The 21,978-nt window shown below is 69.1% G+C and carries 19 protein-coding genes and 1 tRNA gene; 9 read left to right on the top strand and 11 right to left on the bottom strand.

The features are described 5' to 3' along the window. Together VGE49_RS09745 and VGE49_RS09750 are read right to left on the bottom strand one after the other, a co-directional pair. The coding region (locus VGE49_RS09745) for a F0F1 ATP synthase subunit alpha (protein ID WP_473964840.1) at window positions 1-810 on the bottom strand (810 nt) is incomplete at its 3' end. 66 nt (window positions 811-876) lie between these two features. Beyond that, window positions 877-1,431, bottom strand: a complete 555-nt coding sequence (locus tag VGE49_RS09750) for a F0F1 ATP synthase subunit delta (RefSeq protein WP_331034365.1) — start codon at window positions 1,429-1,431, stop codon at window positions 877-879. A gap of 369 nt (window positions 1,432-1,800) precedes the next feature. Here VGE49_RS09750 and VGE49_RS09755 point away from each other — a divergent pair, with 369 nt between their 5' ends. Beyond that, window positions 1,801-2,628 (top strand): TerC family protein, encoded by an 828-nt coding sequence (locus VGE49_RS09755; RefSeq protein ID WP_331034366.1) that lies wholly within the window; start codon window positions 1,801-1,803, stop codon window positions 2,626-2,628. Window positions 2,629-2,785: 157 nt separating this feature from the next. Here the strand turns inward: VGE49_RS09755 and VGE49_RS09760 are convergent, their stop codons facing one another. Further along, window positions 2,786-4,948, bottom strand: a complete 2,163-nt coding sequence (locus tag VGE49_RS09760; RefSeq protein WP_331034367.1) for a primosomal protein N' — start codon at window positions 4,946-4,948, stop codon at window positions 2,786-2,788. 203 nt (window positions 4,949-5,151) lie between these two features. Between VGE49_RS09760 and fsa the strand changes: the two genes are divergently transcribed. From fsa to VGE49_RS09780, 4 genes are all read left to right on the top strand, one after another. Further along, window positions 5,152-5,805, top strand: a complete 654-nt coding sequence (gene fsa, locus VGE49_RS09765; protein WP_331034368.1) for a fructose-6-phosphate aldolase — start codon at window positions 5,152-5,154, stop codon at window positions 5,803-5,805. A 24-nt stretch (window positions 5,806-5,829) separates the two neighbouring features. After that, entirely contained in the window at window positions 5,830-6,531 is a 702-nt protein-coding gene (locus tag VGE49_RS09770; RefSeq protein ID WP_331034369.1) for a DUF484 family protein, read from the top strand. Further along, on the top strand, window positions 6,513-7,454 hold the full coding sequence (locus VGE49_RS09775) for a tyrosine recombinase XerC (RefSeq protein WP_331034370.1): 942 nt from the start codon (window positions 6,513-6,515) through the stop codon (window positions 7,452-7,454). Before VGE49_RS09770 ends, VGE49_RS09775 begins: the two co-directional genes overlap by 19 nt. A gap of 66 nt (window positions 7,455-7,520) precedes the next feature. Beyond that, a complete protein-coding gene (locus tag VGE49_RS09780) occupies window positions 7,521-8,561 on the top strand; it encodes an aspartyl protease family protein (RefSeq protein WP_331034371.1) in 1,041 nt (346 codons plus the stop codon). On the opposite strand, the gene VGE49_RS09785 is transcribed toward VGE49_RS09780, so the two are convergent. Both VGE49_RS09785 and VGE49_RS09790 read right to left on the bottom strand, forming a co-directional pair. Next, window positions 8,548-9,339 (bottom strand): SDR family oxidoreductase, encoded by a 792-nt coding sequence (locus tag VGE49_RS09785; protein ID WP_331034372.1) that lies wholly within the window; start codon window positions 9,337-9,339, stop codon window positions 8,548-8,550. The genes VGE49_RS09780 and VGE49_RS09785 overlap by 14 nt on opposite strands. A gap of 157 nt (window positions 9,340-9,496) precedes the next feature. Beyond that, on the bottom strand, window positions 9,497-10,204 hold the full coding sequence (locus tag VGE49_RS09790) for a LytTR family DNA-binding domain-containing protein (RefSeq protein ID WP_331034373.1): 708 nt from the start codon (window positions 10,202-10,204) through the stop codon (window positions 9,497-9,499). A gap of 162 nt (window positions 10,205-10,366) precedes the next feature. Between VGE49_RS09790 and VGE49_RS09795 the strand changes: the two genes are divergently transcribed. Further along, complete coding sequence (locus VGE49_RS09795; RefSeq protein WP_331034374.1) at window positions 10,367-10,843, top strand: hypothetical protein; 477 nt, start codon at window positions 10,367-10,369, stop codon at window positions 10,841-10,843. Between the two features lie 166 nt (window positions 10,844-11,009). Here the strand turns inward: VGE49_RS09795 and lpdA are convergent, their stop codons facing one another. The 4 genes from lpdA to VGE49_RS09815 form a co-directional block, all read right to left on the bottom strand. Next, a complete protein-coding gene (gene lpdA, locus VGE49_RS09800; RefSeq protein WP_331034375.1) occupies window positions 11,010-12,422 on the bottom strand; it encodes a dihydrolipoyl dehydrogenase in 1,413 nt (470 codons plus the stop codon). Between the two features lie 189 nt (window positions 12,423-12,611). Next, window positions 12,612-14,897, bottom strand: a complete 2,286-nt coding sequence (locus VGE49_RS09805; RefSeq protein ID WP_331034376.1) for a TonB-dependent receptor plug domain-containing protein — start codon at window positions 14,895-14,897, stop codon at window positions 12,612-12,614. A gap of 229 nt (window positions 14,898-15,126) precedes the next feature. Further along, window positions 15,127-15,201 (bottom strand) — tRNA-Gly (locus VGE49_RS09810). Window positions 15,202-15,466: 265 nt separating this feature from the next. Next, a complete protein-coding gene (locus tag VGE49_RS09815; RefSeq protein ID WP_331034377.1) occupies window positions 15,467-16,249 on the bottom strand; it encodes an SDR family oxidoreductase in 783 nt (260 codons plus the stop codon). Between the two features lie 55 nt (window positions 16,250-16,304). Here VGE49_RS09815 and VGE49_RS09820 point away from each other — a divergent pair, with 55 nt between their 5' ends. Further along, on the top strand, window positions 16,305-16,712 hold the full coding sequence (locus tag VGE49_RS09820) for a YkvA family protein (protein ID WP_331034378.1): 408 nt from the start codon (window positions 16,305-16,307) through the stop codon (window positions 16,710-16,712). 10 nt (window positions 16,713-16,722) lie between these two features. On the opposite strand, the gene VGE49_RS09825 is transcribed toward VGE49_RS09820, so the two are convergent. Next, window positions 16,723-17,469 (bottom strand): 2OG-Fe(II) oxygenase, encoded by a 747-nt coding sequence (locus VGE49_RS09825; protein WP_331034379.1) that lies wholly within the window; start codon window positions 17,467-17,469, stop codon window positions 16,723-16,725. After that, window positions 17,466-18,467, bottom strand: coding sequence for an NADPH:quinone oxidoreductase family protein (locus VGE49_RS09830; protein ID WP_331034380.1), 1,002 nt, complete (start codon window positions 18,465-18,467; stop codon window positions 17,466-17,468). The genes VGE49_RS09825 and VGE49_RS09830 overlap by 4 nt, the downstream gene beginning before the upstream one ends. Before the next feature lie 109 nt (window positions 18,468-18,576). On the opposite strand from VGE49_RS09830, the gene VGE49_RS09835 reads away from it, so the two are divergent. Then, complete coding sequence (locus tag VGE49_RS09835) at window positions 18,577-19,458, top strand: isoaspartyl peptidase/L-asparaginase family protein (protein WP_331034381.1); 882 nt, start codon at window positions 18,577-18,579, stop codon at window positions 19,456-19,458. A 117-nt stretch (window positions 19,459-19,575) separates the two neighbouring features. Continuing rightward, window positions 19,576-21,978, top strand: a 2,403-nt coding sequence (locus VGE49_RS09840; RefSeq protein ID WP_331034382.1) for a M16 family metallopeptidase, incomplete at its 3' end; no start/stop codon positions are given.

Raw genomic sequence — 21,978 nt, forward strand, 5'->3', positions numbered from 1 at the left:
GTCATAGACGATCAGGGCGTGCATGCCGTTGTCGCGGAAGAACTCGCCCATGGCGGTGCCGGCGAACGGCGCCAGGAACTGCAGCGGAGCCGGTTCCGAAGCCGTGGCGGCGACGACGATGGTGTATTCCAGAGCGCCCGATTCCTCGAGCGTCTTCACGATCTGGGCCACCGTCGAACGCTTCTGGCCGATGGCGACGTAGATGCAGTAGAGCTTCGCCGACTCGTCTTCCGACTTGTTGACGTTCTTCTGGTTCAGGATGGTGTCGATGGCGATGGCGGTCTTGCCGACCTGACGGTCGCCGATGATCAGCTCGCGCTGGCCGCGGCCGACGGGGATCAGGGTGTCGATCGACTTCTGGCCGGTCTGCATCGGCTCGTGCACCGACTTGCGGGGGATGATGCCCGGAGCCTTGACGTCGACGCGGCGGCGCTCGGTGAACTGGATCGGGCCCTTGCCGTCGATCGGCTCGCCCAGCGGGTTGACGACGCGGCCCAGCAGGCCCTTGCCGACCGGCACGTCCACGATTTCGCCCAGACGACGAACTTCATCGCCCTCGGCGATGGCGGCGTCCGCGCCGAAGATCACAGCGCCGACGTTGTCGCGTTCCAGGTTCAGGGCCATGCCCTTCACGCCGGCCTTGGTGAACTCGACCATTTCACCGGCCTGGACGTTGTCCAGACCGTGGATGCGCGCGATGCCGTCGCCGACCGACAGCACCTGACCGACGTCCGAGACGTCGGCCTCGACGCCGAAGGAGGCGATCTGCGACTTGAGGATGGCCGAGATTTCGGCGGCGCGGATATCCATGATGGGCTCTCTGGCTTTCGTCTTCGGTGCGGGCCAGCCGGCCCGGCTTGAACTTGAATTCGGGGCTTAGGCGCGCTTCAGCGCGAAGGTCATCTGGTCGAGCTTGGTCTTCAGCGAGGCGTCGAACAACTTCGAGCCCACCTTGACCTTCAGGCCGCCCAGGATCGACGGATCGACGCGGGCGGTCAGTTCGGGATCGCGGCCCAGCGTCGTGCGCAGGGCGGCTTGAATGCTCTTGGTCTGGGCCGCCGACAGCGGCAGGGCCGAGACCACCTCGGCGGCGACCAGACCGGCCTTCTTGGCGTAGAGCGCCTCGAAGCCGGCGATCACGCCCGGCAGGTCGCGAGCGCGGCCGTTCTGGGCCAGCAGGCCGACGAACTTCTTGGTCGTCGCATTGAACTTGGCCTTGTCGGCGATGGCCGACAGGCCCTTGCCCTGATCCTCGGCCGAGATGACCGGCGACTGAGCCAGGCGGCGCAGGTCCGCGCTGTCCAGCCAGGCGGCCTTCAGCGAGGCGAGATCGCCGCGCACGGCGTCCAGCGCCCCCGTCTCGTCAGCGAGGTCGAACAGCGCCTGTGCATAGCGCCCACCGACTTCCGTCGTTCTGAAATCGTCCGCCACGTAATAAAGGTCCGCGATTTGAAGCGTTTGGGTCAAAGCCGGCCGCGATGTCTCGCGCCAGCCAAGGGCTTGAAATGCTTGTAGAAAGCACGCTGGGGACGCATCTTTCGATGCATCCTTCGCTAAAGCCGCGCGGCTGATAGCATGCAAGGTCCCCGGTCGCAACCGACGGGGACGGAACGATAAGGTCGCACCCGCGCTCTTTTTCGCGATGCAAGGGGCTTTTGCGGTCGACGACGGCTCCCCCGCCTTGATCGCCGCCCCGATCGTCACGACGCTAGGGTGCGACGACAAGGCTGCGCCCGGGCGCTTGATGCAACCTCACGGTCCCGTTACCGCTTAGGCTTATCAACACATTCTGGAACCCCGATGCTTGAAAGCATAACCCCCCTGCTGAGCGATCCGGCCGCCTGGGCGGCGCTCGTGACCCTTGTGGTCATGGAGGTCGTTCTCGGCATCGACAACCTGATCTTCATCTCGATCCTGTCGAACAAGCTGCCGCCCGAGCACCGCCAGCGCACCCGCCGCATCGGCATCGGCCTGGCCCTGATCATGCGTCTGGCCCTGCTGGCCGCCATCGGCTGGATCGTCGGCCTGACGGCGCCCGTCTTCGACCTGGGATTCCACGGCGAGACCTTCGACACCGCCCTCAGCTGGCGCGACCTGATTCTGATCGCGGGCGGCCTCTTCCTGGTGTGGAAGGCCACCAAGGAGATCCACCACGCCGTCGACGTGACCCCGTCGAACGACATGCTGGAGAAGGACAAGAAGGACCTGGTCATCAACAACGTCGGGTCGGCCATCTTCCAGATCATCCTGCTGGACCTGGTCTTCTCGGTCGACTCCATCCTGACCGCCGTCGGCATGACCGATCACGTGCCGATCATGATGGTCGCCGTCGTCGTGGCCGTCCTGGTCATGCTGCTGGCCTCGGACCCGCTGGCCGACTTCATCGACAAGAACCCGACCGTGGTCATGCTGGCCCTGGGCTTCCTGCTGATGATCGGCGCCGTGCTGATCGCCGACGGCTTCGGCGTCCATGTGCCCAAGGGCTATATCTACGCCGCCATGGCCTTCTCGGCCCTGGTCGAGGGGCTGAACATGTGGTCGCGCAACGCCCAGATCAAAAAGGACCAGGCCAAGGAAGCCGCGCAAGCCGCGCTGAACAAGGCCGAGACCGCCGAGCCCGGCGTCTGAACCTCGAGACAGGCTGGAACGACGAAGCGCCGCGGGATCACCCGCGGCGCTTTTTCTTGGGGTGCGCCCTTATCGCTCATCCCGGCGTCCGCCGGGACGAGCGGGAGAGAGGCCGGCGCTCAGGCAGCAAGCCGCCGCGCGGCGAGCGATAGCGCCCCTACAGGAAGCTGTAAGGATCGACATCCACGGTCATTCGGACCGAGGCCGGGACCTTCACCCGCCCCAGCCAGGCCCGCAGGAAGGCCTGCAGGTTCACGTCGCGGTCGGCCCGGACCAGCAGCCGCTTGCGCCGCCGCCCCCGCACCAGGGCCAGGGGCGCGTCGGCGGGGCCATAGACCTCCAGCCGCTCGGCGTTGGGGATGGCCTCGGCCAGGTCGCGGGCGACCTTCTCGACCGCCATGGCGTTCTCGCTGGACAGGATGATCGCCGCCAGACGGCCGTGCGGCGGCAGGGACGCCGCCTCGCGCTCGCCCATCTCGGCCTCGACGAAGGCGTCACGGTCGCCCGCCGCCAGGGCCATCAGCACCGGATGCTCGGGCGTCCAGGTCTGCAGCAGGGCGCGGCCCGGCTTGTCCGCCCGCCCTGCCCGCCCCGTGGCCTGGGCCAGCAGCTGATAGGTGCGCTCGGCAGCCCTCAGGTCGCCGCCGCGCAGTCCCAGATCGGCGTCCACCACTCCGACCAGGGTCAGACGCGGGAAGTTGTGGCCTTTCGCTGCGGCTTGCGTCGCCACCAGAATGTCGATCTCTCCCTCGGCCATCGACTGGATCAGGGCGCGCGCCGACTGGCCGTCCGGCACGGTGTCGGAACTGAAGATGGCGGTGCGGGCCTCCGGGAAGAGGCGGCGCACCTCCTCCTCGACCCGCTCCACGCCCGGCCCCACCGGCACCAGCGAATCCTCGGCTCCGCAGGACGGACAGGCCTTGGGCTTGGCCATCGAGAAACCCGTCAGATGGCAGACCAGCCGCCCAGTGTAGCGATGCTCGACCAGCCAACTGTCCGTGTCCGGCGCCGTCAATCGGTGGCCGCAGGCGCGGCACAGGACGACGGGGGCATAGCCGCGCCGGTTCAGGAACAGCAGGCTCTGCTCGCCCTTGGCGAAGGTTTCGCCGACGGCGTCGCGCAGCGGCTGGGACAGCCAGGTCTGCGGATCGGGCGGACAGGTGCGCAGGTCCACCAGATCGATGTCGGGCAGCACCGCCGCTCCGTGCCGCGCCGCCAGCTTCAGCCAGCCGTAGCGGCCTTGGCGCGCGTTCCACAGGGTCTCCAGCGACGGGGTGGCCGAGGCCAGGACCACGGTCGCGCCCTCGATCCGACTGCGGGCCACGGCCAGGTCGCGGCCATGATAGACCAGACCCTCTTCCTGCTTGAACGAGCCGTCGTGCTCCTCGTCCACCACCACCAGTCGCAGGTTGGCGTAGGGCAGGAACAGGGCCGAGCGCGCCCCGACCACGATGTTGCAGCGCCCGGCGACCACGGCCTCCCAGACCTGACGACGTTTCGGCGGGGCGACGCCCGAATGCCATTCCGCCGGGGCCGCGCCGAAGCGGGCGGTGATGCGCTCGATCAGGGCCTGGGTCAGGGCGATTTCGGGCAGCAGGATCAGCACCTGGGCCGCCGGGTCGGCCCGCAACGCCCGCGCCGCCGCCTCCAGATAGGCCTCGGTCTTGCCCGAGCCCGTCACTCCGTCCAGCAGGAAGGGCGCGAAGCCGCCCTTGGCCGCGGCGTCGGCGATGGCGGCCGCCGAGGCCGCCTGATCCGCGTTCAGGGTCGCGGGCGCATGATCGGGATCGGGGGCGTCGAAGGCGGCGACCGCCTCGATCTCGATGATCGTCAGCACGCCCTCGTCGACCAGGCCCTTGACCACGCCCGACGAGACATGGGCCGCGCGGGCCAGATCGGCGGCCGTCATCGACTTCTGGCCCAGGGCCTCCAGCACCGTCGCCCGCGTCGCCGTGGACCGAGCGGGGCTGCGGCCCTCGACCCGCATCACCCGCCGTTCGGGCCGGGGGCGCGGCGCGCGTAGACCCTTCAGGGCCGTGGCCGCCATCTCGCCGGGCGGGCTCAAGGTCCAGCGCGCCGCCCATTCGACGAAATCCAGCGTCCGTTCCGGCAGGCGCGGATCGGCCAGCACCTGATCAATCGCCTTCAGCCGCCGGTTCGAGCCCGTGGTCTCGAAGGTCTCGGCCACCACGCCCCGGATCAGGCGCGGCCCGAGCGGCACGGCCACCTGATCGCCACGCACGACGGCCAGCCCCTCCGGGACCTCGTAATCGAAGGCCTCGGGCACCGGCAGGGGAATGAGGACGGAGGCGACTTTCACCGCGCGTCCTCGCACGCCCGCAACACTGACGTCCGATACCGACGTCGCGCCCTGCCATGATCGCCGCCTTCCGCCATACCCGGCGGGGCGATTTCAGACGATTCAGACGAATTGGACTCTGTTTTTTCTGTCACGGAGTCTGAAACTTCCCTGGCCGCGAAAGACGGTCGCATCCTTCACAACTCGGCGCTAAAACTGGTCGCATGAAACTCTTTCTCGACACCGCTGACGTCGCCGTCATCAAGGACATGCTGCCCACCGGGATGGTGGACGGCGTCACCACCAATCCGTCGCTGATCGCCAAGTCGGGTCGGAACATCGCCGAGGTCATCGCCGAGATTTGCGCCCTCGTCGAGGGTCCGATTTCCGCAGAGGCCGTGGCGACCGATTTCGAGACCATGGTCAAGGAAGGCGACAAGCTGGCCGCCATCGCTCCGAACGTGGTCGTCAAGCTGCCCCTGACCTGGGACGGCCTGCGCGCCACGCGCGTCTTCGCCGACAAGGGGATCAAGACCAACGTCACCCTGTGCTTCTCGGCCGCTCAGGCCATGCTGGCCGCCAAGGCGGGCGCCACCTTCATCTCGCCCTTCGTCGGTCGCCTGGAAGACGTCGGCGCCGACGGCGTGGCTCTGCTGGACGAAATCCGCGCCCTCTACGACATCCATGATTTCGATACCGAGATTCTGGCGGCGTCCCTGCGCAATCCCGATCATGTGACCGCCGCGGCCCTGGCCGGCGCCGACGCCGCCACCCTGCCGACCGACGTTTTCAAGGGTTTGGTCAAGCACCCGTTAACCGACAAGGGGCTTGATGCCTTTTTGGCCGACTGGGGCAAGACTGGTCAGTCGATCCTGTAAATCCCGACCCGGAAAGAGGTCCGCTTGAGCACTTCCCTGGACCTCTCTTCTGACGCCGCCGAGGGCCTTCACTGGCCCGAGGTGCGGGCTTGGCTGAACGCCCATCCCGATCGCCTGCTGGACGACCGCACCCTGCTGGAAGAGCTGGGCCTGCGCGCCACCGGCCGCAACGTGGTCGATTTCGGCCGTGCGGCCCTGACCCGGCTGGAAGCCGTGGTCCAGCGCGAGGCCGGCGCTCGCAAGCAGATTGAAGAGATCGCCCGCGCCAACTTCGCCGCCCAGACCCAGACCCACGTCTCGGCCCTGGACCTGATGGAGGCGACCAGCCACGCCGAGCTGTCGCGTCAGTTGGACGCCACGGCCCAGGCCCGCTTCGGCTTGGCCGGGGGCGCCATCGCCATGGAGAAACCCGGCGCCGTGCCCTTCGGCTGGAAGGCGCTGGAGCCGGGCCGCGTCGACGCCCTGCTGGGCGACGACGGCCTGGAATGGCTCGGCCCCAACTTCACCGGCCTGGACCTATTCGGCCCCGCCGAGGGCGAGGTGAAGTCGGTGGCCCTGGTGCGCATGAGCCTGCATCTGCCCGGATGGGACGGCGCCCGCCCGGCCCTGTGCGCCTTCGGCTCGCATGAGGACGACGGCTTCACCCCGGCCATGGGCTGCGAACTGGTGGCCTTCATCACCCGCGTGGTGGAACGCATGGCCGAGCGATGGCCGACCCAAGCCTGAAATCGGGCCTGACGGCGTCTGACGCCCTCCTCGCATGGCTTGAGCATCTGGCGCACGAGCGGCGCCTGTCGCCGCGCACGCTGGAGGCCTATGGCCACATTGGCCGGCTCTATGTCGCCTTTCTGGAACGCCATCGCGGCGGGCCGCAGGCCCTGACGGACCTCGGCGCCGTCACAGCCGCCGAGGTCCGCGCCCATCTGGCCGAGCGCCGGACAGGCGAGCGCGCCCTGAACGCCCGTTCGCTCAGCCAGACCCTGGCCGCCATCCGCGGTTTTCACGCCTTCCTCGACCGGCGCTGCGGCGTGGCCGCCTCGCAGTTGGCCCTGGTGCGCGGCCCACGCGTCAAGCCGTCCCTGCCCCGTCCCGTCAGCGAGGATCAGGCGCGCGGCCTGCTGCACGAACCCGAGGCCGATCCCGACATGGACCCGTGGGAGGCCGCGCGCGACCGCGCCGTCCTGACCCTGCTCTATGGCTGCGGCCTTCGCATCTCCGAGGCCCTGTCGCTGAAGCGGTCCGACGCCCCCCTGCCCGACGCCCTGCGCATCACCGGCAAGGGCGGCAAGATGCGGCTGGCCCCGGTCCTGCCCCAGGTGCGCGAGGCGGTGGACGCCTATCTGGCCGAGCAGCCCTTCGTCCTGGAGCCCGACGCGCCCCTGTTCCGGGCCAAGCGCGGCGGGGCGCTCAGCCCGCGTCACGTCCAGGCCACGGTCCAGCGCCTGCGGGGACGCCTGGGCCTGCCCGCCTCGGCCACGCCCCACGCCCTGCGCCACAGCTTCGCCACCCACCTGCTGGGGGCCGGAGCGGACCTGCGCTCGATCCAGGAGCTGCTGGGCCACGCCAGCCTGTCGACCACCCAGAAATACACCCAGGTCGACGCCGCCCGCCTGCTGGCCGCCTACGCCGAGGCCCACCCGCGAAGCTGACTATCCATCCGCCGAAATTGGCGCCTATTCTCCGCCTGGGGATGAATGCAGCGTGGAGGCCTGCCCTTGCGTGGACCAGAGTCCGTCAGCCATCCCTCGCGTCGAACGACGCTCGCCCTGACCCTGGCGGGCGCGGCGGCGCTGACCCTTTCGGGTCAGGCCGGGGCCCAGACCACGCCGTCTTCGCCGCCGCAACCAGAGACGCCCGAACCCGACGAAACCGCCCGCCTGCTCGAAAATCTGCTGACGCGGATGGGCGTCAAGGTGAACGTCGGCAGCCTGCGCGAGCCCCTGTTCGTCATCGACACGGGGGCGGAACGCACCGCCATCTCCGATCGCCTGGCGGCCGAATTGAACCTGCGGCCCGGCCCGCCGGTCCTGGTCCACGGCATCACGGCGGCCGAGGTGGTGCAGACGGTCGAACTGCCCCGGCTGGACTTCTCGGGGCGGCGCTTCACCAACCTGACGCCGCCGGTCTTTCCCTATGAGGTGCTGGGGGCCGACGGGCTGCTGGGACTGGACGTCCTGTCGCGCTTCCGCCTGACCCTGGAGATGCGCCAGCGCCGGGTCATGATGGCGCCCTCCGGCCCCGACGCGGTCGAACGCGGCATCGCCTTCGGCCGCGCCAGCCGGGTGCGCAACGACATCACCGACACGCGGCGGTCGCGCTTTGGCCAGTTGATCCTGACCAGCGTCCAGGTCGAGGGCGTCGATGCGGTCGCCTTCGTCGACAGCGGGGCCCAGTATTCCATCGCCAACCTGGCCCTGATGCGAGCCGTGGATGCGCGCATCGGCCCGGCCGCCCGCCAGCCGATCCGGGTCTATGGCGTCATCGGCCAGTCGCTGATGCTCGACAGCGGGGCGGTGTCCAGCCTGAGGCTGGCGCGGCGCGAACTGGGCGCCACGCCGCTGCTGTTCGGCGACCTGCACGCCTTCCAGGTGCTGGGACTGGTCGAACGCCCCGCCCTGCTGCTGGGCGCTGACATCCTGACCCGGTTCAGCCGCATCACCCTGGACTACGGCCAGTCGCGCATCGCCTTCGGCGGCCTGTTGCGACGGCGCCCGCCGCCGCCGCAGCCCCAGGCGCCGGGGGTCAGATCGCCCTGACCGCGCCGCCGTCCACCCGGATCAGCGAGCCGGTGACATAGCCGGCCAGAGGGCTGGCCAGGAAGGCGGCGACGGCGCCGAACTCCTCCGTCGTGCCGATGCGGCCGGCGGGAATGGTCTTGACCGATTCCGCGCGCGCCTCGGCGGGCTCGACCCCGGTGGCGGCGGCGCGGGCGGCGTCCAGCCGCTCGATGCGCGGGGTGTCGATGCGGCCCGGCAGCAGGGTGTTGACCGTCACCCCGTTGGCCGCGACCTCGCCGGCCAGGGTCTTGGCCCAGGCCGCCACCGAGGCGCGCAGGGTGTTGGACACGCCCAGAGAGGCCGCCGGCTCGATCACGGTGATGGAGGCGACGTTGAGGATGCGCCCCCAGCCCATGGCCCGCATCCCCGGCAGGACCCGGTCCGTCAGACGAAAGACCGACAGCACCATGGACTCGAAATGATCGCGCCAGACCGACGGCTCCAGCCCGTTGACGCCCGAGGGCGGCGGCCCGCCGGTATTGTTCAGCAGAATCTCGATCGGCCCGCCCAGCGCCGCCTCGGCGACATCCACCGCCTTCAGCAAGGCGTCGTGGTCGGCCAGATCAGCGGGGGCGATCACCGCCCGCCCCGGCCCCATGGCGTTCAACTCGTCAGCCACGACCTGCAGCCTGGCCGAGTCGCGCGACAGCAGGGCCACATGCGCCCCTTCGGCCACCAGAGCCGTCGCCACGGCCCGCCCCAGGCCGCTGGATCCGCCGCAGATGAGGGCGCGCTTGCCGGTCAGTTTCAGGTCCATGAGGGATGATCCGATGCTTGGAGAAGGCCGGAGCCGGACATGGGCGCGGGCGCCGCCTATTGCGAGGCCGAGCCGGCGCCGAACGGGAACATTTTCCGCAAGCCGACGCCCGACCTGCGCCGCCCCCTCCGCGGACATCAGCAGCGCGAAGCGGCGGCTAGCCTCCCAGGGGCAGACGGGCGGTTCGAGATCGCACGGCCGCCGAATATGTGCGACCGACCGGCACCAGCAGCCCGTTCCTCAATCGGAGGTGAGACCGCTGCTCCGACCTGACGATCTGGCGGATTGCATCCTGGGCCACCCACCAGCTCCGGTGCACTTGAAGACCCCGGTCAGGTTCAATCGCGGCGATGGCGTCTGACAGACGCATCAAGACAAGATCCGACCCGAGGATCGTGTGAACCCGCAGATAGTGGTCCTCCGCCTCGAGCGCGACGATCTCCTCGCCCAGCCGGCTCGGCAAGCGCGACAGCAGGGCGCGCGGAAACGCGCCTGACGCATCTCTGCTGTCCGCCGCGGGGGGGCGGGGCGATGGATTCGACTTGCGCAGCAGGGTGAAGACGATGGCGAACTGGACGGCGGCGACCGCGCAAAACAGGGCCGGGAGCTGCAGGGGGTCGTACATGTGACCGGGCCGGACGAACGGGACCACCCAGGCCGCGACAAAGGTCAGCGGCAACGCAGAGCCGATCGCCGCTGCTCCCAGGCGCAGTTGCGGACGTGGAATGAACGTTTCGGGAACAAGTTTCTGCGCCGCCAGCGCAGCGGCGTAGCCCACGAACACCATGCCGATCCAGAAGGCATAGCGAACCGGCGCGCTGAGCGGCGGATACGATCCGAACGGCCCCGCGAATCCGAGCAGCACGCCCACCCCGAGCACGGGGGCGGCACGCCTCGCCAAGGGCCAAGCTGGTAGTTGGCGCATCGTGAATGGCATCCGCCCGGCATCTCCGAAGCGCCAAAAGCTATTGGCGAAATTCCGGGTTGTCGAGGTGCGCGCCCGGACGAGAAACAGCGGACATGCGGCTTGGACCGCGAGAACCCGGTGAACACATCCATGAAACGCCTACAGGCTGCTCTGATCCTATCCACAGCACTCGCCGCGGCGGCCCCGCTGCAAGCACAGACCATCACGCCTTCGCTCGCGGCGTGCGAGGCCGCACCCTTCGTTCCCGCGGGAGAGGCGCCCGACCTGGCGGGCCAATGGGATTTTTTGATGCAGGTCGGCTCAGAACCGTCGCCGGGCCTTCTCGCGCTCGGCCATATGGATGGAGCCTACGCCGGTTCACTCACGCCCTACAGGACAAACACCGTCGCCGTTCGCCGCCTGACGCTCGACGGCGGGGCCGTGAACATGTCGGTGGCCTCTCGGGAAGGCGAGGTTCGGTTCGAAGGCCGCCTCACAGGAAGGCCTGACACCCTGTGCGGGACAGTTCTGTACCACGGCGGGCAGAGGCACCAGATGGTGGCTGTCCGCCGGCCCACGAACTACGTGCCGCGATAAGGAGGCCATCCGGCGGCGATCGCCGGCGGCGCCTTGGGCGGAGCCTTGCGCCCGAAGCGGCCTGTCCTGCGGGCCTTCGACGCGACCGCTTCTGAGCCCGGCTCGAACGAAAACGGCGCGCCCCTTGCGGAGCGCGCCGTGAAGCGTTCGGGCTGAAAGCCGAGGTTTAGGCCTGCATGGCCCAGCCTTCGACGGCCATGGCCGCCTGGCGGACGGCTTCCGAGCGGGTCGGGTGGGAGTGGCAGGTGCGGGCGATGTCTTCCGACGAGCCCCCGAAGGCCATGGTCATGCAGGCCTCGCCGATCAGTTCGCCGGCCTGCGGGCCGTAGATGTGGACGCCCAGGACCTTGTCGGTCGCGGCGTCGGCCAGGACCTTCACGAAGCCCTCGGTCTCGTGGTTGATCTTGGCGCGGCTGTTGGCGGCGAAGGGGAACTTGCCCTTCTTGAAGGCGACGCCGGCGGCCTTCAGCTGCTCTTCGTTCTTGCCGACCCAGGCGACTTCCGGGCCGGTGTAGATGACGCTGGGGACCAGGTCGTAGTCGACGTGGCCCGGCTTGCCCGCGATCAGCTCGATGACCGCCACGGCGTCTTCCTCGGCCTTGTGCGCCAGCATGGGACCGTAGGTGACGTCGCCGATGACCCAGACGCCCGGCGCCGTGGTCTTGAAGTGGTTGTTCGGGATGACGCCGCGCTTGTCGGTCTCGACGCCGACCGTCTCCAGGCCCAGACCGGCGGTGTAGGGACGGCGGCCGATGGCCACCAGAACCACATCGCCCTTCAGGGTTTCCGCCGCGCCGCCGGCCGAAGGCTCGATCGTCAGCTCGACGCCGTCCTTGGTCGAGGTCGCGCCGGTGACTTTCGTGCCCATGCGGAAGCTCATGCCCTGCTTGGTCAGGCCGCGCTGGAAGGCGGTGGCGACCTCGGCGTCCATGCCGGCGCCGACCTTGTCGAGGAACTCGACCACGGTCACTTGCGCGCCCAGACGACGCCAGACCGAACCCAGCTCCAGACCGATCACGCCCGCGCCGATGACGATCAGATGCTTGGGCACCTTGGGAAGGAACAGGGCGCCGGTGCTGTCGATGACCTTGCCGTCCTCGAAGGCCACGCCCGGCAGGGGGGTCGGCTCGGAGCCGGTGGCGATGACGATGTTCTTGGTCTCATAGGTCGTCTTGGCGCCGTCGGCGGCCTCGACCTCGACCTTGTTCGGGCCGGCGATGCGGCCGCGGCCCTTGAGCCAGACGACCTTGTTCTTCTTCATCAGGAACTCGATGCCCTTGGTCAGGGCTTCGACGCTGTCGTCCTTGGCCTTGTGCATCTGGCCCAGGTTCAGCTTGGGCTTCACCTCGATGCCGATGCCGGCGAATTCGGTATTGGCGGCCTCATACAGCTCCGAGGCGTGCAGCAGGGCCTTGGACGGCATGCAGCCGACGTTCAGGCAGGTGCCGCCGAGCGTAGCGCGCATTTCGATGATGGCGACCTTCAGACCCAGCTGGCCGGCGCGAATGGCGGCGTTGTAGCCGCCGGGCCCGCCGCCGATGATCACCACGTCGTAGGTTTGGGAAGCGGCGTCGGCCATGAGGTCCTCTGATCATTCAGGCGCTGGGGAAGGAAGCGGCGCGGACACTAGCGCCGACCCCGGCGGGGTCAACCGCCACGGTCCATATAGGCCGTGATCCGCGCCGGGGCCATGCCGACGAAAGCCAAAGGCGAACGCAAAAGGGCCGGGCGTCGCCGCCCGGCCCTCCATCGCAGGATTTCAGAAGCCTCAGAAGGCCATGCGGGCGACCAGTTGATAGACGGGTCCACCCTTTTCGGTTTCCAGCTCATACTCGTCGTAGGAACGGTCGATCTGGTCCTGGACGCTGCCGAACTTGTCGAACACCTCGTCCTTGGAGGCGTTGAGCAGGTTGGAGCCGGTCAGGCGCACCACGACATTGCTGGCCACGCGCTTCTCGAGGAAGACCTCCAGGTCGGCGCCGTAGGCGGTGCGGACCTCCTCGGCCAGGACTCGGGCCGCGGCCTCGCCTTGCTTGCGATAGGTGGCGCCGAAGGCCGCGCCCCAGGTCGGGATGTCGTGGGTGAAGCCGAAGTTCAGCACATAGTCCGACTGGCTGTTGAAGCGGCGGGTGCCCATGAAGTCCTCGACCTCGCTGTCCAGCCACGAGTAGTTGAGGAAGACGCCGGTCGTCTCCATGCCGATGAAGTCCAGCGGCGTCGACAAGTCGAACTCCACGCCCCAGACCTTGCCGTCGCCGACGTTGTCGACGGTGTAGATGAAGGTCCCCGCGCCCGCGCTGCCTTCCGCGCCGGTGTTGACCTCTTCCACCAGGTCCGAGATCGCGCGGTAGAAGGCGTTGACGCCGACCACGCCGCGACGGCCCAGCTGACGCTCGAAGCCGACGTCCACGCCCCAGGCCGATTCCGGCTTCAGGTGCGGGTTGCCGATGAAGTCGCTGTCGCCGAACTCTTCTTCCAGAAGGGCGGGCGACAGCCGGTCGAAGCTGGGACGGCGCACGGTGCGGGCCGCAGAGACGATCAGGCGGTCGGTATCGTTCAGGCGATAACGCAGGCTGGCCGAGGGCAGCAGGAAGCCGTAGTCGACCTCGGTCACGCGATCGGCGGCGTCGGCCGTCTCGTCGGTGATGGTGACGTCCGTGGTTTCGTAGCGAAGGCCCGCTTCCCACTTCACCGCGCCGCGGTCGCCCGACAGCATGACATAGGGGTCGATGCGGGTTTCCTCGATCAGGCTGTCGCCGCCGGGAACGGCCTCGAAGGCGCCGAAGGGCGGCACGATCGGACGCACGCCCGGCGCGTTCGGCACGTTGAAACGGATGCGCGGGGCCTCAGCGATCAGGCTGTCGCGCTCCTTCATCGCCCACTGGACGCCGAAGTCCAGGGTCAGGCCGTTCAGGTCGCGCTTGTGCTCCAGGGCGCCCGACCATTCCTCGTCCTTGATCCGGACGTCGGTCGCGTCGGCGGTGAAGCGGTCCTCGTCCGGATAGGGCGTGCCGTCGCGCAGATATTCCGACTCGTTCTCGAACTCGTACTGATCGTCGTCGATCATGGCGTAGCCGAGCTTGAACTTGGTCTTGCCGCCGAACATGTCGCGGCTGTAGCGGGCGTCCAGCGACAGGTTGTCGGTCAGGATGTCCAGGTCGTTGTCATTGACCGACAGCAGGTTGGCCTCGGTCTGGACGCCGTTGCGGTATTCCAGCGAGTCCTCGTCCTGGAAGCGGTCGGTGCGCACGAACAGGCCCGACAGGGCCAGCTCGCCGCCCGCCACGTCGACCTGATAGGCGGCGTTGAACGAATAGTCGGCGCCGTCGCGGACGTCGGTCTGGGCCTCGACATTGTCCAGCGTGCCGTTCGGCGCGTCATAGCGTTCGCTGAACTTGAACTTGGGATTGCGCCGGTCCTGGACATTAGCGCCGACCAGCAGACGGCCCGGCCCGACCTGGCCGCCCCAGACGGCGCCGAAGGTCCCGCCCCACTGGCCGTATTCGCTGTCGTCGAACATCAGGGCGCCGGCGCGGACATAGCCGCCGTCCAGCGACAGGGCGTCGCGCAGCACGATGTTGACGGCGCCGGCCACCGCATCGCCCGAACGGTTGGCCGAGCTGGAGCGCACCACCTCGACCCGCTCGATCAGCTCGGCGGGGATGCGGTCGACGAAGAAGGAGCGGTCCACGCCCGCGCCCGGCACGCGCTCGCCGTTGATGAGGATCTGGGTGTAGCCCGAGTCCAGGCCGCGCAGACGTACGCCGTCGTATTCCAGCACGTCCGACAGGAAGGCGACCGAGGGCACCCGTTTCAGGGCGTCGCCGGCCGTCAGCGGCTCGAAGCGCTGGAAATACTCCAGGTCGTAGGACAGGGTCGGAACCACGTCGTCAGCGCGGTTGCGCAGCACCGGACGTCCCGTGACGATGACTTCGGCCACGGCCGTCGCCGGACCTTCGTTGTAGTCCGGCGCGCGGACGGCGTCCTCGGCGCTCGCGGCGCCCGCCATGACAAGGGGGGCGACGGCGGCCCCCAGCAGAAGACCCAGTTTCATGATGTCGATCCCCGAAGATGCGACCGGGCTCAAGCGCGACCGTTCGCTGTCAGGGGCGCTCGCTAGCCGGATGCGGCGACGCGGCCGCGACGGTTTCACGAAGAGGATTTTCTGGTTTGCCGACCCTCGGACGACAGATCGTCCCGAGACTGAGGATTTTCGTGAGGAAGGCCTGAAACGCGAAACGGGGCCCGATCTTGCGATCGGACCCCGTGTTCCAGTCTCGACATGGAGCGGGCGAGGCGATTCGAACGCCCGACCCCAACCTTGGCAAGGTTGTGCTCTACCACTGAGCTACGCCCGCACTCCGTAGGGAACAGTGTGCTGCGCCCCGTCGAGGAGGGGCTTTTAGCCGACCCTTCTCAGACCGCGCAACCCCCTTTTTTCATTTTCCCGTTTTCAGCTGCATTTTTTCAAATAGTCCTGAAATTTCAAACGCAAACGACCCCCGCAACACCTCAGAAGGAGAGCTGCGAGGGCCGCCGGAAACAGCCTCTAGGGATCAATCCCGCGCGCGGCCCCGCTCAAGCAGCGAACCGCCGCGCGGCGAGCGTTAGCGGTCTTCGCTATCAGCGCGGCGCCAGCCGGATGGCCCCGTCCAGACGGATGCACTCGCCGTTGATGTAGGTGTTCTCGGCCAGGTGCAGGGCCAGGGCGGCGTAGTCGGCCGGCGTGCCCAGACGCTTGGGGAAGGGGATCATGGCGGCCAGGGCGTCCTGAACCTTCTGGTCCATGCCGGCCATCATCGGCGTCCACATGATGCCGGGCAGGATGGTGTTGACCCGCACGCCCTCGTTCATCAGGTCGCGCGCCACCGGCAGGGTCATGGCGTAGACGCCGCCCTTGGACGCCGAATAGGCGGCCTGGCCGATCTGGCCGTCCTGGGCCGCGACGGAGGCGGTGTTGACGATCAGGCCGCGCTCGCCGTCCGCCATCGGCTCCAGCGTCACCATGCCCGCCGCCGACTGCGACAGGACGCGGAAGGTGCCGAACAGGTTGATCGAGACGGTGCGCTCGAACTGGGCCATGTCGTGGGCGCGGATCTCGCCGGTTTCACGCTTGCGGCTGACGGTCTTCTGGCCCGTGGCGATGCCGGCGCAGTTGACGGTCAGGCGCTCCTGGCCGTGGGCGGCGCGGGCCTTGGCGAAGCCGGCGGCGACGCTCTCGTCCGAGGTTACGTCCACCTTGCAGAAGACGCCGCCGATCTCCTGGGCGATGACCTCGCCGCGTTCCTCGTTCAGGTCGAACAGGGCGACCTTGACGCCCTTGGCCGCCAGGGCCCGCGCCGTGCCTTCGCCCAGGCCCGAGGCCCCGCCCGTCACCACCGCCGCAATCGAACCGTCGAGTTTCATGAAGATCGTCCCTATATTCTGGTGAACCGAGTGTCTGCGCGAGGATTTAGCGGCCATGACCGCCAAAGCCAAACCTGCTTCCCCCACCGAGGCCGTCGATCCCGAAAAGGCCCTGGTCCCGACGGTGCAGCGGGTCAATGAAATGCGCGTCCGCAAGGGCTTCTGGCCCAAGCTGCGCAGCACCGCCTCGCGCATCCCCTTCGCCGGCCAGGCCCTGGCCGCCTGGTACGCCACCCAGGACCCGCAGACCCCGATGGCGGCCAAGGGAATCCTGTTGGGGGCGCTGGCCTATTTCGTCATGCCGGTCGACGCCATTCCCGACGTCTTCGCCGGCATCGGCTTCACCGACGACGCGGCGGTGATCGCCGCCGTCCTGGCCACGCTCGGCGCCCATGTGAAGCGCAAGCACCGCGACCAGGCCGAGGCCGCGCTGAAACGCATCCGCGAGGACGTCGAGGCCTAGCCCCCCACTGCTAGTTTCTGGCCAGCGGCTTGGCCCGCCACCAGCCGGTGACGGAATAGCGCGGCCCGCCCGCGAAGGGGGCGACGGTCGAGACGGCGTGCATCTGCGGCACCGCAAAGACGTTCAGGGCGCCGAAGCTGGGGACGAAGGTCTCGGTGATGTCGCCGCCGTCGTCGAGGAACTGCAGCAGACCGCCCCACTCCGCCCGCCAGCCCGGCGACAGGTTCAGGACATAGGCGTAGAGGCGCTCGGTCTTCGGATTGGCGTCGCTGTGCCGGTTGAGGAAATGCCCCGGCAGGTAGCGCGTCACCTGACCGTCGGAAAAGGCGATGCGGTCGTCGCCGGTCAGGCGCCGCGCGAAATCCAGAAACGGATCGGTGTTGAACAGATCCAGCAGGTCGAACAGGATCTGCGGCGTCACCGCCCCCGCCTCGCGCGCCGGCCCCAGCCGCAGCCGGTCGAACAGGAACTGCAGCCCCTCGGTCGCCCCGGCGTAGGCCTGCTGTTCGACATGGGCGCGTTCCTCAGGCGAGGCGGCGTCCAGCGTCGACACCGGAATGTCCGCCCCCAGCGGGTTGAGGAAGGTGCGAACCCAGGGCTGCTCGGGCGCCAGGACGGCGGCGTGCAGAGCCTCGGCCCCGTCGCCGAACAGGCCGGGGACGCGGGTGCGGCCGGTGCGGGCCAGACGCTCGGCGGCGGCGGCGAAGTCCGCCTCGCCTACCGCCAGCTTCAAAGCCGGATCGAGAAGCCTGCTCATTCGTCGGTCGTCACGACGATCTTGCCCATGGCCGTCCGGTCGCCCAGGGCCTTGATGGCGTCGCGGGCGTCTTCCAGCGGATAGGTGCGGCTGACGCGCGGCTTGATCTTGCCGTCCTTCCACAGCTGCATCAGCGCCGCCATGTTGGCGGCGTGGGCCTTGGGATCGCGCGCCGCCGCCGCGCCCCAGAAGACGCCGATCACCGAGACCGACTTCAGCAGGGTCAGGTTCAGCGGCAGCGACGGAATGCCCGCCGGGAAGCCGACCACCAGATAGCGGCCGTTCCAATCCATGGCCCGCAGGGCCGGCTCGGCGTAGTCGCCGCCGACCGCGTCATAGACCACGTCGGCGCCGTCGCGGCCGGTGGCCAGCTTCAACTCGCCCGACAGCGATTTCTGCGCCGCCTTGTCCATCGGACCGGACGGATAGATCAGGCCGTTGTCGGCCCCCAGCTCCAGCGCGAACTCGACCTTGTCGTTGGTCGAGGCGGCGGCGACGACGCGCGCCCCCATGGCCTTGCCCAGTTCGACGGCGGCGGCGCCCACGCCCCCTGCCGCGCCCAGCACCAGCAGGGTCTCGCCCGGCTGCAGGTTCGCCCGGTCCTTCAGCGCGTAATAGCTCGTGCCATAGGTCATGGTCAGGGCGGCGGCTTCCTCGAAGCTCATGCCGTCGGGCATGGGGATCAGGCTGGACGCCGGGACCGCCAGACGCTCGACCAGACCGCCCCAGCCCGGCACGGCGATGACGCGGTCGCCCTTGAACACGCCCTTGACGCCCTCGCCCACGGCGTCGACCAGCCCGGCCACCTCGCCGCCCGGCGAGAAGGGCCGTTCGGGTTTGAACTGATACCTGTCCTCGATGATCAGGGTGTCGGGGTAGTTGATCCCCACGGCCTTGACCTCGATCACCACCTCGCCCGGCTTGGGCGTGGGGTCCATGACCTCCTCGACGACAAGGCTATCAGGGCCGCCGACGGCCTTGGACAGGACTGCGCGCATGCTGGTTTCTTCCTTGATCCCCCGTCGGGCCATGGCGCCGACACGATTGCGACGCTAATCAGCGCGCGGCCCGATGCAAAGAGGCCGAACAGACTTTCAGGAGACGACCATGGCGCGGACCGCCCTCATCCTCCACGGCGGCGCCGGGGCCCGGCGCGAGCGCAACTACGACGCCGAGGTCGCGCACATGCGCCAGGTGGTTGAGGCGATGAAGGCGCGGCTGGACGCCGGCGCCTCGGCGGTGGACGTGGCGGTCGAGGCCGTGGTCATGCTCGAGGATTCGGGCCTCTATGTCGCCGGTCGCGGCGCCTCGCCCAACCTGGCCGGCGCCTATGAGCTGGACGCCAGTCTGATGGACGGCGCTTCGGGCAAGGCCGGCGCCGTCGCCGCCCTGCAGGGCTTCCGCAACCCGGTCGTCGCCGCCCGCGCCGTGATGGACCGCACCCCCCACGTCATGCTGGCCGGCGAAGGCGCCGCCCTGTTCGCCCATGATCAGGGCCTGGAAGCCATCGGCGACGAAGAGGCCTGGTTCACCCGCGCCGGCAAGGGCGAGGACAATCATCCACCGGGCGTGCTCAGCCACGGCACCGTCGGCTGCTGCGTGCTGGACCGCGAGGGCCGTCTGGCCGCCGCCACCTCGACGGCGGGCGTCTTCGGCAAGATGCCGGGCCGCGTCGGCGACACCCCCATCCCCGCCGCCGGCACCTGGGCCGACGAGCACGCCGCCGTCTCCTGCACCGGTCAGGGCGAGTATTTCATCCGCGTCGCCGCCGCCGCCCGCACCGCCTTCGGCGTGGCCGCCGGTCAGGGCCTGAATGAGTCCGCGCAAGCGACCATCGACCGCATCGGCGGTCTGGGCGGCGACGGCGGTCTGATCGCCCTGGATCGCGACGGCAATATCGCCCAGCCCTACAACAGCCAGGGCATGAAACGCGCCTGGCTGACCACCGACGGCGAGATCGGGGTCCAGGTCTTCGACCAGCCGGCCTGAGGTCGCACCCGCCGCGCTTCATTACAGCACCGTAAGGTGCGCGGCGGGTTTCGGCGCTGATAGGGTCCGGCCGACCTGCCCCCGGCGCGGCCGGAGGGCGACCGGAACCTGACGCCCATGAAGACCCGCCTGATCCTGACCGCCTGCGCCTCGGCCCTGCTGCTCGGCCTGCCCGCCGCCGCCCCGGCCTGGGCCAAGACCCCCGCCGTCGCGACCGCCGCCCAGGGCGGGGTCGAAGTGCCGCCGCTGGGCTTTAACAAGCGGGTGCTGGCCAACGGCATGGAGGTCTACACCGCGCGCGACGCCTCGACCTCGAACGTGACGGTGCAGGTCTGGTACCGCGTCGGCTCCAAGGACGATCCGGCGGGCCGTTCGGGCTTCGCCCACCTGTTCGAACACCTGCTGTTCAAGGCGACCAAGAACATGCCGTCCGAGACGTTCGACCGTCTGACCGAGGACGTGGGCGGCATGAACAACGCCTTCACCGCCGACGACGTCACCGCCTATTACGAGGTGGTCCCGGCCAACCACCTGCAGCGCATCCTCTTCGCCGAGGCCGACCGCATGGGGTCGCTTGTCGTCGATGAGCCGACCTTCGTCTCGGAACGCGACGTGGTGAAGGAGGAATACCGCCAGCGCATTCTGGCCAGCCCCTACGGCCGCCTGTTCGGCCTGTTCACGCCCGAGACCATCTATCAGGACCACCCCTATCGCCGCCCCGGCATCGGCTCGATCGAGGAGTTGAACGCCTCGACCCTGGACGACGTGCTGCGCTTCCACGCCACCTACTACCGGCCCGACAACGCCATGCTGATCGTGGCGGGCAACTTCGATCAGGCCCAGTTGGACGCCTGGGTGGACGAGTACTTCGCCCCGCTGAAGCGTCCGGCGACGCCCATGCCGGTCAATGACGTCAAGGAGCCGGAGCCGACCGGCCCGCGCACCGCCACCTATTATGCGCCCAACGTGCCCCTGCCCGCCGTGGTCCTGGCATGGAACACGGTGGCCTATAAGGACGCCGACCGCGCCGCCCTGACCGTGCTGGACGGGGTGCTGTCCACCGGCGAATCCAGCCGCCTCTATCGATCGCTGGTCTATGATCAGCAGATCGCCGCCTCGATCGGCTCCAACCCCGACTTCGCCCAGCAGGCCGGCAACCTGACCGCCTACGCCATCATGGCCGACGGCCAGACGGCGGACGCGGGCAAGACGGCCCTCGAGGCCGAAATCGCCCGCCTGCGCGACGCCCCGATCACCGCCGCCGAACTGAGCGAAGCCAAGAACGAACTGGTCGCCAACGCGCTGCGCGGCCGGGAGAGCATCGACGACCGCGCCACGACCCTGGGCATGGCCCTGATCATGACCGGCGACGCGACCGCCGCCGACCGCGAGATCGCCGAGATCCAGGCCGTCACCGCGGCCGACGTGCAGCGCGTGGCGCGCCGCTACCTGACGCCGCAGCGCCAGATCACCATCAACTACCTGCCCGCCGACGACGAACATCCGGCCAGCATGCAGAAGATGAACGTGGACGCCCCCGTCACCGTGGCCGAGCTGGCCCCCGCCGGTCCGGTCGCCGTCCTGCTGCCCGAAGCCGAGCGCGCCCGCCTGCCCCAACCGGGCGCAGAAGTCGCCCCCGCCACCCCCGCCGTGGCCGACTTCCGCCTGGCCAACGGCATGCGGGTTCTGGTCGCCCCGACCGAGGGCCTGCCCCTGGTCTCGGCCCGCCTGAACTTCAACGCTGGTTCGGCTGATGACCCGACCGGCAAGCCCGGCGTCGCCGCCATGACCGCCGCCCTGCTGACCCAGGGCACGACCTCCAAGTCGGCCCCCGAGATCGCCACCGCCATCGAACAACTGGGCGCCGACGTCGGCGCGGGCTCCGGCGCCGACTTCACCAATGTCTACGCCAATGCGCCCAAGGACGTGTTCGGCCGCTCGCTGAGCCTGATGGCCGATCTGGTCCGCAACCCGGCCTTCGCCGCCGAGGAACTGGAGCGCCAGCAGTCGCAGACCCTGGACGGCCTGCGCGTGGCGCTCAGCCAGCCCGGCTCCATCGCCGCCCAGTCTGTCGGCCGCGTCATCTATGGCGGCGCCCCTTACGGCGCGCCCGGCGGCGGCACCCTGACCAGCGTCCCGGCCATCACGCGCGACGACGTGACCGCCTTCCACGCCGCCCGCTATCGCCCGTCACAGGCCACGATCGTCTTCTCGGGCGCCGTGACCCCGGCCGAGGCCCGTGAACTGGCTCAGGCCGCCTTCGGCGACTGGCGTGATCCGGCGACCGCCGCCCCCGCCCCCGTCGCCAAGGCCGGCCAGACCCTGGCGCCGCGCATCGTCGTCATCGACCAGCCGGGCGCAGGTCAGGCCGCGGTCACCGCCGCCATCCGCGGCATCAAGCGCGCCGACGCCGACTACTTCCCCCTGACGCTCGGCAATACGCTGCTGGGCGGCGGCTTCTCCTCGCGCCTCAATCAGGAAATCCGCATCAAGCGCGGCCTGTCCTACGGCGCCCGCTCT

The organism is Brevundimonas sp. (assembly GCF_036405315.1).
GTDB lineage: Bacteria > Pseudomonadota > Alphaproteobacteria > Caulobacterales > Caulobacteraceae > Brevundimonas.